We start from the raw sequence: 12,405 nt of genomic DNA, 5'->3' as shown, positions 1-12,405 counted from the left end.
TCACTAATAGCAGCCAAGAGTCCTTCAGTAATCACTTATTGGAATCTCCGTAATATGTCTATAAACGGGGATCAAGTAGAAGTCTTATGGGTTAGTAATTTTGGTCCTACGGGTGAATCCTTTGAAAAGACAATGTCTACCTTTGGTAATACCGGGAATGGTAGCATAGAAGTAATAATTAAAGGTGATAATCCAGTTAATATTACACTATATCATACTTTTTATTACAATTATCTATTGCCCTCCAGTTTAGACTCTTTTTTAATGCAGGCTAGTATTTACTATGAATCTTCTGGGTCACAATTCTTGTTTAATGGATATATTGTTAATTCTAAGAATGAAACCTATTGGATGTTAACTTCTGGGAATTACATAATACCGACTTTAGCTACTGTAGAGAAATATATTTCCCCTAAGACATGGATATATGTTTTAGCAACATCTGGTGATGCCTCACTAACTCCTTGGTATTATACTGCTAATCTTCCCCCTTCTGAACAAGCTTTCGCCAATTCTATATTCTTACATTCAGTTTTTAACCTTACTGGGACTTATACTGTGCAATACCAAATATCTTATATCCCATCAGGTAAGAATTCCAGTATAATCATATATCTTTCAGATCTATTATTCAAGTTCCTAGGTAGTAGGTATGGGTTATTGGGCACGGATGATAATGGAGCTAGCGTTTTTGCGGAATATGTGCAAGGAGGTGCATTTGATCTAATTTTAGCTTTAATAGTAGGTGCTGTGATAGTTGGGGTTGGAGCCATAACTGGACTTTTAGCTGGTTATTATAGCGGAAAGACTGACCAAGTTTTGATTTCCATTTCCGATTTTATCCTACTTTTACCTGGCTTAGCGTTACTAATAGTTTTAATAACTATATTTCAACAGATATTTATTTCAAGTTCCAAAGTACTACTAATTGCAGCAGTTTTAGTTCTTTTGTCATGGCCTCCTACTGCTAGAATAATCAGAGGACAAACGTTAAGTATTAGGAATATGGGTTTCGTAGAGGCGGCTAAAGTATTAGGAATGTCTAACTTTCAGATACTGAGAAAGCATGTTGTAAGACATGTAATACCCATCATTATAGCTCAGCTCATATTTGATATACCTGCGGTTATAGGTATAGAAAGTGGGCTTGATTTCTTAGGGATAGGTATAATAACTTTCCCTACATGGGGAAACATGTTAGGTTTTTCAGCTCATGCAGCTACCTCAGCACCTTATTTTGCTTGGTGGTGGATTTTACCACCTGGTATTGCATTGTTCCTTTTGGGGATTTCATTGTATTATATCGGAGAAGCTATAACGAGATTTTATGGTTTGACAAGTGGTGAAAGTCGTTGACATTACAAGTAAATGATTTAGAAGTTAAATACTATTTAGATGATAATACGTACGTTAGAGCTGTTAGCGGAGTATCCTTTAGCCTAGAAAAGGGAGAAGCATTAGGCATAATAGGTGAAACCGGTTCTGGAAAGACTACTATAGCATCTGCCATAATGAGGGTTTTACCAGAAAACGCTGAAGTTAGAGGATCTGTCCTGCTTGACGGTAAAGATATTCTTAGTATGGACAAAGAGGAATTTAGAAGGAGTATTAGGTGGAAGAGAATATCTATAATACCTCAATACTCTATGAATTCTTTTAATCCTATAAAAAGGGTGGGGGATCAATTAGTCCAAATAATCCTTGAACATACTGAAATGGATGTACATCAAGCTTTCGAGAAGGTAATGAAGCTATTTGAGCAAGTTGGTCTTCCTCCAGAGACTTTTAGAAAATACCCTGATGAACTTTCTGGAGGACAGAGGCAGAGAGCAGTTATAGTTTCAGCTCTTCTATTAAATCCTGAAGTTGTGATTGCAGATGAACCTACTACTGCCTTAGACGTTATTAACCAAGCTAGAGTTATTAGCTTAATAAGGAGAGAGATTCTAAATTCATCAAGAAGTTTGATTTACATAACTCATGATATAGCCTTAGTAGCCAATTTATCTACTAAGGTGGCTACGCTTTACGCGGGAAAAATTATGGAATTAGGTGATGTTAGGAAAATATTTAAGGAACCTTTACATCCCTATACAATAGGTCTATTATCATCAGTACCTGATATAAGGTACGGTAGAGTTAGGAAGCTTAATTACATACCGGGCGATCCACCAGATTTAACAAAGGAAATTAAGGGATGTCCTTTTGCGCCTAGGTGTAAAATGGCTGAGAGCATATGTTTTACGAAGGAACCAGAATTACGATTAGTAGATGGAAGACTTGTTTCGTGTCATCTAGTAGGTGAGAGGAAGGATGTCGGAACCACTAATAAGAGTTAATAATTTATATGTCAAGTACCCATTTGCAAGAGTTGGACTATTTAAGAGACTCTATGTTAATGCAGTAAATGGAGTGAATGTTGAAGTTGGTAAGGGAGAAATATTAGGAATAATTGGTGAGAGTGGTTCCGGCAAAACAACATTAGGGAAAGCTATTCTAAAATTAATAAACATTCATACCGGCTCTATTTACTGGGAAAACGTAGAAGTGTCAAAAATAAATGATAAGCAATTAAGACCTTTAAGAAGATATTATCAAATGATACAACAAGATCCATATGGTTCATTAGATCCTAGGTACACAATTTATGAAATTTTGGCAGAAGGAATTAGGCTTCATGGGTTAGCTAGTAATAAAGAAGAAGAAAAAGAGATGATTTATGAAATGCTAAAAACTGTTAAACTATCTCCTCCAGAGGCCTTCATAAACAAGAGACCATTTGAACTTTCTGGAGGACAGAGACAGAGAGTAGTGGTTGCAAGAGCTTTATTGCTAAGGCCTAAATTTATAGTAGCTGACGAACCTGTATCGATGTTAGATGCTTCCACGAGAGGACAGATACTTGAGTTTATACTTCAAGAGAAGGAAAGGAATGGCACAGCATTCCTCTTTATAACTCATGACATATCTATTGCTAGCTATGTTTCCGATAGAATAGGTGTTATGTATTTGGGAAAGATAGTAGAAATAGGATTAACAGATAGAGTGATCAATAAACCTCTGCATCCGTATACTCAGGCTTTAATGCAAGCAGTTCCCATACCAGATCCAGATGTAGGAATAAAAGAACCTAATATTAAGGGGGAGATACCTAGTCCTATTGATCTCCCAAAAGGTTGTGTATTCTATAATAGATGTCCTTTTGCCATGCCAGTATGTAAGGATAAGGAACCTGAGTTTAAAGAAGTAGAAGGTGGGCATAAGGTTGCATGTCACTTATACTAGTATTCTATTATTATTTTTGTTATTTATGACTATAGCTTTTCATGGATCACAATTAGTAGGGTATAAGGGTATTTTTTCTGGTCTGGACGTGTCTTTAAGTATTAATTTGAATTATGTTAAAATCTCACAGAACGAATATAACGTTACAGTATATGAGGTAGGAAAGGGGTATAATAGTTCTTTAGGTATAAGTGAAACCGTGAAAGGCTCTTATTATTACTTAATAGACCTCAATAATGATACGCTAAGTATAAAGTATTATTCATATAATTACTCTAACGTATTTGTACTGTATCCTTTCTATATGCCTTACAATTTCAATAAAAATTCTTCAGTCTATGTCGTTATCGACGTAATGAATCTAAGCGATAATAAGGTAACGTTTCAAGTGATGAGTTACGGAAATATTACAATTAACAATGGTATTATATCATTAAGGTTTTCAGATCTTAATCTAACCTCCATTCCTGTATATTATGAATCTCAATATATAATATATAAAAATGGATTTATTAATTATATTCAATCAAATTATTCTAACAGTGGAGAAGTATTTTTAGAAACTACTTTAACTATATCTCCTCCTAACACATACTCAAATACCTCATTGTTTATCCTTATACCTATTTTAGTAATAGTAGTAATAATATTTTTCTTGTATACTAGGAAGAAAAGACATTAACCTAGCGTATATCTATAAATTTAATTTATATCAAAAATTCTTTATTTTATAATAAAATTTTAGTAAAAACTATATAAGCATGGAGTAAAAAGCTAACATACTTTATTATATGAGATAGTTTAAACTGTATCATGTTTAAAATTTTTATACGTTGAGATAGACTAAAAATTAAATATAACCTATAATATAATTAAATCCATGATGGAACATTCTATATCTATAGATGGCTTAGACACTTGTAAATTAATGAATAGTTTACTGGAATTTGCGAGTAAAAATAACCTAAAAATTGATATATACTATGATAACCGTGTGATTAACGTATTATTATATAATAATTTGACTAAAATTCACTTAAACATAAAGTATGAAGGTAATAATGTAATAATCACACCTATACATATAAGTAATGACGTAAATCTTGAAAGCATTTTTAATGAAAGAAATGAGATGACTACCCGTGCACTATGAGCAATCAATTCTCTAGAACGTATTCTAAGTTTTTGTATGAAGACAAATAATCTATAACTAATCTAGAAAAATTGTAAATCTCATATAATATTTTATTATTTACTCTTATTAATTGCATATTTTCAAATCTAACCTTATCCAGGAGTCTAACCTTATCCAGATTCTCATCAACTATTTTATGAAATTTTTTATCCATTATTTTTTCACTTAATACTTTAAATATTTGTTGAAAATTATAGGACCACGGATTATTGATATCCAGTTCTGAAAGTAAACTACATAGGTATAAGTACAAAGCTTCAGAGATTAGGACGATCGCAGTATCATATGACATCTTTTGAGCATCAACGAACAAAACGTCTAAGAGCTGTTTAGCCCTATCTTTGAGCAATGATGGATCCATAACATTATATATATGATGGTGAGATTATAAGCTTTTGTAAAAGAAGTTTGGATTTAAAAGAAGTTTTTTAAAATTACACATTTCAATATAGATATATAAAATTTATATTGTAGGTTAATAAAAATTTGATTAGAGAGAATAAATATCTTTTAGTGCAAAGTATACATATAATAAAATATGTTTTTTATATTAAGCATATTTCGAAATATCTGACCTCCTCTGCGTCTTGAAAGGCGATGGTTCACCTAAGAATATTCATAGGTTTACCACCTTCATAGCTAGTGGGCGTTTTTAACACAAACTCAATTCGTCCAGCAAAGGCTAGGTTCTCACTCACATTACCCCTTTTCCCTACCCTCCTTGGTGATTAAAGATATGTATCGAGGAACATTCTCATTTGTCCTTTTTTAGGCTTTCCTCAACGTTCTTCACATTCCATGAAGGGCTAGGCTTGCCTTTCCTTTATCATAAGCTTAACAGTAGTGACGTTAATCGTGCTACGAATATGATGAGGTTAGGGGAAAAAGTTATTAACGTGTTGAGGAAGCCTCTTTCTTTCCTATTCTCTTCAAATGGAGTAATCTCCATAAAGAGAGATGACGTCAAAAACCTCAGCGGAACTTCCACCTTTTAAGGCAAGGAGGAAGTTAGTAGGGGTGAGATTATCATAAAGAGAAGTTATTCTCGTTGTTTAAAGAATTTTCCTCCTCCTTAAAAAGTTAGGCTTACAGTTATTTCATCAACTTAATGTGTTTTTGCCGTTATTTTGCCACTTTTTGCTAATTTCTATAACACAAGCCTTATCTCTTAAGGGATTGTAATACTGATCTAGCCTATTATGTCCCAAGGTAGGATTGGTGTTTTATTGAATTTCTTCTTGGTCACCTTCTCCAGTGCTATGAAAACTGCTGGCAATGCTCCTGTCGTTCCTGCTTCTCCTACACCCCTACTTTTAGCTGGTAATGCTGAGGGAAACTCTATTTCATTCAAGGTGACTTTATATTTTGCTTCAACTGCTGTAGGTACCCCAGCTTCAGCTATCGATGAGAACAGGGGATTTCCATTATCATCATAGGGTGTTTGCTCCCATAATACTTGTGAAACCCCTTGTAGAACCCCACCAATTATTTGTCCTTCTACCTCATCCTTAACCAATACTCTGCCAACATCATCTACAGCAAAGATTTCTATAACTTTTGGAAATCCAGTATCCTTATCATAATCAACTACTGCTACATAAGCTCCGGGAGAGAATATATCATCTGACTTATAGAATACCTCAACCTCAACTCCATCCATCTCCTTTAAAGCCTTATTTATGTCCTTCACTTTATTTAGCAGTTGCCTGCTAGCCTCAATTACTGCTGATCCTGCTATAGTGCCACTTCTAGATCCAAAACTTCCTATTCCTTCCTTGACGTATTCTGTACTGTTACTATACACCTCTATTAAGTCAGCAGGTATTCCTAGTACTTCCGATGCTAATTTAGAGAAAGTATCATAGTAAGCTTGTCCATGAGGACCACTACCAACATATATTTTAACCTTCCCGTTTTCTATCTTAACTCTAGCCCCCTCTCCTGGAGACAGCCTTACTATATCAGTAAATACTACTATTGAGATACCCTTATCATTATACTGTTCTTTTGCCTTTCTATAATACTTTTCAGCCTCATTTAATACCTCATAATATCCAGCAGGATCAATTCTAATTCCTAAGGGAGAAACGTAACCGTTGTCCCCTACTAAATTTCTCCTTCTTATCTCGACAGGGTCCATCTTCAACTCTTCCGCTAAATCTTCAATTAGTGTTTCGTGGATTAATGCCGCTTCAGGTCTGCCAGCTCCCCTATAAGGACCAGTAGGAGGTAAATTGGTAAATATTCCATAAGCCCTTATTGAGGCAAATTTTACCTTATAAGGACCGGTTAATAGTCTAGCTATGAATAAGGGAGTAGTGGGATTAAGTGTAAAATTATACGCTCCAATATCATCTATAACATATCCTTCTAGGCCTAGTATTTCACCCTGCTTAGTAGCATATAGCTTTATATCTGAAACCACTCCTCTCCCAAAAGTAGGGTTTCTTAAATGTTCAAATCTGGTTTCTATCCACTTAATAGGTCTTCCTAATTTCATCGAAGCTATAGATGCTAAAACGTACTCCGGGTAAGCTGGTACTTTGTTTCCAAAACCGCCCCCTACGTTAGGAGATGAATAAACCTTGATTTTCTCTGGCGAAATTCCTAGTACTTCTCTTAGATCATTTCGTATTCTAAAGGAGGACTGAAAAGATCCATAAATATTTAATATATTTCCGTCCCAATGAGCTATTATTCCTTTAGGCTCCATCGGGTTAGAGATTATCCTATTCTGTTTTAGTTTTCTTCTGACTACTACTTCAGCTTTGCTCTTAGCACTAAGTTCACCGCCCTCTAATAGTCTATCAACGGAAATATTACCCTTTACTCCGGAATGAATTTCCTCATTACTATTCATTGCTTCCTCTACATCTACAATTGGCTTCAATTCTTCATAGTCAATGGATACATCTTCTGCTATATCTTCAGTTTCGTACCTATCTTCTGCTACGAAGGCTAATACTGGCTGTCCTACATAGTTAACCCTTCCATCGGCTAATACTGGCATCTTAACTATTTTTGATTGTTTCAAAGTTTCTGGATCACCGCTTACTGGCATATATAGCTTTACATCTTCCCAAGTTAATGTTAGAAGAGCCTTACTAGGTTTTGATATATTTTTTATTATACCTCTTGCTATGGGTGATCTGACAATATATAAATACGCCAAGTTTTTAGGATTAATATCATCTATATAGGAAGATTTACCAGTTATTTTGGGAAGATCTTCTTTAATCACAGTATCGTTATATTTTATTTTATGCTTTAATAGTTTTCCTTTAAACCAATTTTAGGTTTATACGTTCCATTTCTATATTTAAATATGTGAAAGGAAGAGCTATTGCTTTGAGTAATGATGGATATTACGTGGTGTCAATAATTTCAGATCAATTGCTGGCATACAGAAAGACTTCGATTTTAAAATTCTATTATGTTCTTTTAGTATCTTCTATTATTATAATGATAACATATGTACTGTTAAATAATCCTTACGTCTTATTATTAATTTTAATTGTATTATGCGTATATGCTGTAAAACTTTATATAGAGATAAACAAATATAATTATGATAAATATGAGAAAATTATTGGTATCGAAGTGAACAATAAAATTATCAAAATAATTACAGAGAGTAGAACTTTTATAATTCATAGAAAAATATTTGGTCTTGAAATTTAACTGCTCTTAGGTTTTATTGTTATTGTACCACTATCTTCATCGACTTGAAGCATGTATTTCTTTCCAAACTTCTCTACCATAGATTTAGGTAGATACAAGTTGAGTGGTAAGGTATAATACTCATATTCGTATACTTTACCTCTAACATTTTTCTTTCCCACTAATCTTTTAGCCTCAACTTCTCTTTCTTTCATAAGATAATATACGCTATCTCTCTTTTTAAAACTTTTCCATAAGTAGCTTAACATTTTATCATTAAGTATAATCTTTTCTATGATACTTTAAACTTATTGAGTAATTTTTCAATAATGATTTCATTAATTAATAAATTAAAGTTAGTAGAACGTAATCTGACATTTACGTTGTAATCCAAACTTAAGTTTAATACATAGTGATAAATATAATTATTCAAATTAAATATCGCGTCATATCTGCAGTCATTCAGTGCACATGTAAGCTTTCGTTCGTTCTTTATCCTTTCACCGTTAATAAGTGTTAGAATTTTTTGTGAGTACATGTCTATAATCGACTCTATACTCACTTCAGAGTTATTTATATGTATAATCATACCTTTTTCAGAGTTATATACATTAATCCTTTTAATTTCTATGTCTTTTCCTATTTTTTCCATTATAGATAAGAATTCTTGAAAACTTAACGATAATAAAAGGTTATTTTCTTCAGAATAAATATAAAGTTCATCTAATAACCAAGGCGAAAAGTGATATCCATTAATGCTAAAAGTCTCCTCATATTCGTCAAAATGTACCTTATCTTGTATTCTTCTGATTTCCACAATATTTATTATACATTTACTCTCATAAAAATGTAATACTCATAGATCGTTCTGACCTCCTTCCGCCTTAAAGGATGGAGGTTCCCTTATGGTGCCTCATTGGTCTCCCTTATTGATTCTCGTTAAAGGAGCTTTCAAGAGGCTCATAGAACCTATCTTTATTTATAATAGTTTTTTAGTATCAAAAACTTTTTATTACTCTCTCCCTAAGGGATGAGGTTTTCCTCATCTCGTAAATAATGAATTAGCTTAGGCGTTCCCGGCTTAATTTCCTTAGGTTTACCAACTTTTTCTAACGCGTTGTATAAAATTTCGTCACTATTCCATGAAATTGGATCGTCTAAGAATGTAGCACCTAATACTTCCGCATATATTTTAGCATCCTCATAAGTCGTAGCACTTTTCCAGTCCTTATTGTAAACGATTATGACCGGTTTCTTATACATTACTACTGCTTCCATAGCTGTCTTTCCTTGATGGGTGATAACTAAACTTGAATTAGCTATCCACTTTTCTAGGTCCGGGTCGAATGAAAAAGACGTTACATTCTCCTTTTTATAAAGCCTTGGATCGACTTTACCGGTTTGAATGACTATTTTCTTCCATGTAATTTTAGAGGCTATGTCAAATAACCTCTTAAATCCCAAGCTACCAGCAGTTATTAAAATATAATCATTATCTCTAGGCTCATACCTTGGTCTTTCAACTATGGGACCAACTACTATACTTTTATCTTTATATAACTTCCTTTGCTCTTCCCAGTGTAAGAAAACCCCTTTTGAGAACTTAGATATTATGTCAACGGCCTTTCCTTTAGTAATAAATCTATCTTGACTCTCTATGGCAAAGACTTTACCTCCTTTCAAGAATTGAAAGAAAGAGGGAAATATTGAATGATTACTTCCAGTAGCTATTATGATATCGTATTTTGGTAACTTGGAGCTCTCATATAATATTTTCATAATCCTTTTAGCGAAATGGATGCTTGACTCATTAGGCTCTCTGCCCTTTTGTACCTCGTAAATTATGTTTGCGTAATCTCTTATCATTAGTTTACTGTACTCATCGTTTTTGGGTATCACGAAATCTGCTTTTTCTGGCAAGTATTGAGCAATGGCTCTAGCAAAACCGGTGTGACCACCACCACTGGCAATTATTAGAATTCTCACAATTGTATTTTAACAGCTAAAGATATAAGCTGAGCTTTATACTTAACTTTATGGAAAATTATAAGCCGTTATGGATTAAGGGTGCTATAATTCTGGCGATAAATTTTGCGAAGTCAGGTTATAAGCCAGTGAATGTTGGATTAGGAGAAAGGGACTTTTATGTTGATATTGAATCCGATAGTAGTATTAGTTTAGAAGAGGCGAAAAAAGTAATCAAGGAGACCGATATAGCCTTTGAGTTACGTGGAGATACTGTGGAGTATAATGGAATGAAAATTAAGATAGAAGCAAATGAGCCAATTTCTTCATTAATCCCTAAGTATTTCGAAATATTAAACATATCAACTCATCATCCTCAGCCTGGAATACAATACGTTAGGATCAGAGGAGTAGCCTTTGAGACTGAAGAGCAATTGAAAGACTATTTATCATGGCTAGAAAAGGCTCAAGAAACTGATCATAGACTTATAGGAGAAAGGCTTGACTTGTTTAGTTTTCATGAGGAAGCTGGTTCAGGGTTAGTTTTGTTTCATCCTAAAGGGCAGATAATAAGAAACGAACTAATCAATTTCATGAGGGAGATTAATGATAGCATGAACTATCAAGAAGTCTATACTAGCCACGTTTATAAGTCAGATCTATGGAAGATATCTGGTCATTATACATTGTATAGAGATAAATTAATATTATTTAATATGGAGGGGGAGGAATACGGAGTTAAGCCAATGAATTGCCCGGGTCACATCTTAATATATAAGTCTAAGCCAAGGACCTATCGTGATCTTCCAATAAGGCTATCAGAGTTTGGTCATGTGTATAGATGGGAAAAAAAGGGAGAACTTTACGGGCTTTTAAGGGTTAGGGGACTAGTCCAAGATGATGGTCACATTTTCTTAAGGGAAGATCAACTGAAGGATGAGGTTAAAACGTTAATAAAGAAAGTATTAGAGGTTTGGGGTAAGTTTGGGTTTAAACAAGATGATATAAGGGCGTACGTTAGCACTAGACCAGATGAGAGTATTGGAACTGATGAGCAATGGGAAAAGGCGACAAATGCTTTAATTGATGCATTGAAAGAGGTAGGAATGAATTATGGAATAAAGGATAAAGAGGGTGCATTTTACGGTCCCAAAATTGACTTTGACGTTAGGGATAGTTTAGGAAGATGGTGGCAGTTATCTACTATACAGGTTGACTTTAATTTGCCTGAGAGATTTAAGATAGAGTACACTGACAAAGACGGCTCTAAAAAGAGACCAGTAATGGTACACAGAGCGATTTTAGGCTCTATAGATAGATGTATGGCAATACTTTTAGAACACTTCATGGGTAAGCTACCTACTTGGCTTAGCCCAATTCAAGTTAGAATATTGCCGATTACTGATGAAGTAAATGATTACGCCGAGAAGCTATTTAATGAATTAAAGAGTAATAAGATAAGAGTGGAGATAAGTTATGCAGGAGAAACTTTGAGTAAAAGGATTAAAACTGCTTATGATGAGGGAGTACCTTATTTGCTCATAGTAGGAAAGAAAGAGGCTAATGAGGGAAAGGTCACAGTGAGAGGTAGAGGAAATGTAGAAATTAGGAACATTAAATTTGAAGACTTTCTTAACGCTCTTAAAGCTGAGATAAATGACAGAGATGTTGAACAGAGCGCCCTAAAGAAGCTTAAAGGTTAAACAAAAATATGCTTAATATTTTGTTATAGCAAAATTTTTTGAGCTAGGTAATACTATAATTATAAAACGAATAAGAAAGATTGTCTTATAAGGATGGAGGAGATAGGATATGATAGTTTATGGGCTTTATAAAAGTCCATTAGGTTACATAACTATAGCTAAAGATGAAAAAGGTTTCCTAATGTTAGATTTCTGTAACTGTGCAGAGAAAGAGTCTATAGATAATGACGTATTTACAGACTTTTTTCACAAGCTAGACTTGTATTTCGAGGGTAAACCAGTAGACTTAAGAGAGCCAATTAGTTTAAGGACGTATCCTTTTAGGCTATCAGTATATAAGGAGGTTATGAAAATACCTTGGGGAAAGGTTGAGACGTATAAGCAGATTGCCGATAGATTGAATACTTCCCCTAGGGCTATAGGTATGGCATTGTCAAAAAACCCTATTTTATTGATAATTCCTTGTCATAGGGTAATATCTGAGAAAGGATTGGGAGGATATTCTAGAGGGGTTAAGTTAAAGAAGGCTTTATTAGAACTTGAAGGAGTGAAAATAGAGGGTAATTCAAATTCATAAGCATTATGTTAAAGAAAGCG

Annotated in this window: 14 protein-coding genes; 9 read left to right on the top strand and 5 right to left on the bottom strand. The window is 33.9% G+C overall.

Annotated elements, in window-relative coordinates:
* The 5 genes from DMP16_RS00865 to DMP16_RS00845 all read left to right on the top strand — a co-directional run.
* Positions 1-1,356, top strand: a 1,356-nt coding sequence (locus DMP16_RS00865) for an ABC transporter permease (protein WP_143576826.1), incomplete at its 5' end; no start/stop codon positions are given.
* On the top strand, positions 1,353-2,339 hold the full coding sequence (locus DMP16_RS00860; RefSeq protein ID WP_069283434.1) for an ABC transporter ATP-binding protein: 987 nt from the start codon (positions 1,353-1,355) through the stop codon (positions 2,337-2,339). The genes DMP16_RS00865 and DMP16_RS00860, both read left to right, overlap by 4 nt.
* Positions 2,314-3,285, top strand: a complete 972-nt coding sequence (locus DMP16_RS00855) for an ABC transporter ATP-binding protein (RefSeq protein WP_069283432.1) — start codon at positions 2,314-2,316, stop codon at positions 3,283-3,285. The genes DMP16_RS00860 and DMP16_RS00855 overlap by 26 nt, the downstream gene beginning before the upstream one ends.
* Positions 3,266-3,967: a hypothetical protein gene (locus DMP16_RS00850; protein ID WP_143576825.1), complete on the top strand. Its 702-nt coding sequence runs from the start codon at positions 3,266-3,268 to the stop codon at positions 3,965-3,967. The genes DMP16_RS00855 and DMP16_RS00850 overlap by 20 nt, the downstream gene beginning before the upstream one ends.
* Positions 3,968-4,165: 198 nt before the next feature.
* The gene (locus DMP16_RS00845; protein WP_069283426.1) at positions 4,166-4,438 is read left to right on the top strand and encodes a hypothetical protein; all 273 of its coding nucleotides are present in this window, start codon (positions 4,166-4,168) and stop codon (positions 4,436-4,438) included.
* A gap of 4 nt (positions 4,439-4,442) precedes the next feature.
* Here the strand turns inward: DMP16_RS00845 and DMP16_RS00840 are convergent, their stop codons facing one another.
* Positions 4,443-4,841: a HEPN domain-containing protein gene (locus tag DMP16_RS00840; protein ID WP_069283423.1), complete on the bottom strand. Its 399-nt coding sequence runs from the start codon at positions 4,839-4,841 to the stop codon at positions 4,443-4,445.
* A gap of 397 nt (positions 4,842-5,238) precedes the next feature.
* Between DMP16_RS00840 and DMP16_RS00835 the strand changes: the two genes are divergently transcribed.
* The gene (locus DMP16_RS00835; protein WP_143576824.1) at positions 5,239-5,475 is read left to right on the top strand and encodes a hypothetical protein; all 237 of its coding nucleotides are present in this window, start codon (positions 5,239-5,241) and stop codon (positions 5,473-5,475) included.
* Positions 5,476-5,669: 194 nt separating this feature from the next.
* Here DMP16_RS00835 and DMP16_RS00830 read toward each other — a convergent pair whose 3' ends face one another.
* On the bottom strand, positions 5,670-7,721 hold the full coding sequence (locus DMP16_RS00830) for a xanthine dehydrogenase family protein molybdopterin-binding subunit (RefSeq protein ID WP_069283421.1): 2,052 nt from the start codon (positions 7,719-7,721) through the stop codon (positions 5,670-5,672).
* A gap of 86 nt (positions 7,722-7,807) precedes the next feature.
* On the opposite strand from DMP16_RS00830, the gene DMP16_RS00825 reads away from it, so the two are divergent.
* A complete protein-coding gene (locus tag DMP16_RS00825) occupies positions 7,808-8,161 on the top strand; it encodes a hypothetical protein (RefSeq protein WP_069283419.1) in 354 nt (117 codons plus the stop codon).
* On the opposite strand, the gene DMP16_RS00820 is transcribed toward DMP16_RS00825, so the two are convergent.
* The 3 genes from DMP16_RS00820 to DMP16_RS00810 form a co-directional block, all read right to left on the bottom strand.
* Entirely contained in the window at positions 8,158-8,355 is a 198-nt protein-coding gene (locus DMP16_RS00820) for a hypothetical protein (RefSeq protein ID WP_069284680.1), read from the bottom strand. The genes DMP16_RS00825 and DMP16_RS00820 overlap by 4 nt on opposite strands.
* Positions 8,356-8,432: 77 nt before the next feature.
* The gene (locus DMP16_RS00815) at positions 8,433-8,957 is read right to left on the bottom strand and encodes a hypothetical protein (RefSeq protein WP_069283417.1); all 525 of its coding nucleotides are present in this window, start codon (positions 8,955-8,957) and stop codon (positions 8,433-8,435) included.
* Between the two features lie 206 nt (positions 8,958-9,163).
* A complete protein-coding gene (locus DMP16_RS00810; RefSeq protein WP_069283412.1) occupies positions 9,164-10,129 on the bottom strand; it encodes a glycosyltransferase in 966 nt (321 codons plus the stop codon).
* Positions 10,130-10,176: 47 nt separating this feature from the next.
* Between DMP16_RS00810 and thrS the strand changes: the two genes are divergently transcribed.
* Together thrS and DMP16_RS00800 are read left to right on the top strand one after the other, a co-directional pair.
* Positions 10,177-11,808: a threonine--tRNA ligase gene (gene thrS / locus DMP16_RS00805; protein ID WP_069283410.1), complete on the top strand. Its 1,632-nt coding sequence runs from the start codon at positions 10,177-10,179 to the stop codon at positions 11,806-11,808.
* Positions 11,809-11,917: 109 nt separating this feature from the next.
* The gene (locus DMP16_RS00800; protein WP_069283408.1) at positions 11,918-12,385 is read left to right on the top strand and encodes a methylated-DNA--[protein]-cysteine S-methyltransferase; all 468 of its coding nucleotides are present in this window, start codon (positions 11,918-11,920) and stop codon (positions 12,383-12,385) included.
* Positions 12,386-12,405 lie beyond the last annotated feature (20 nt).

The organism is Sulfolobus sp. B1, assembly GCF_007050195.1.
Classification (GTDB): domain Archaea; phylum Thermoproteota; class Thermoprotei_A; order Sulfolobales; family Sulfolobaceae; genus Saccharolobus.
Note: the sequence above shows the minus strand (reverse complement) of the source record. Positions and strands in the feature narration are given on the sequence as shown.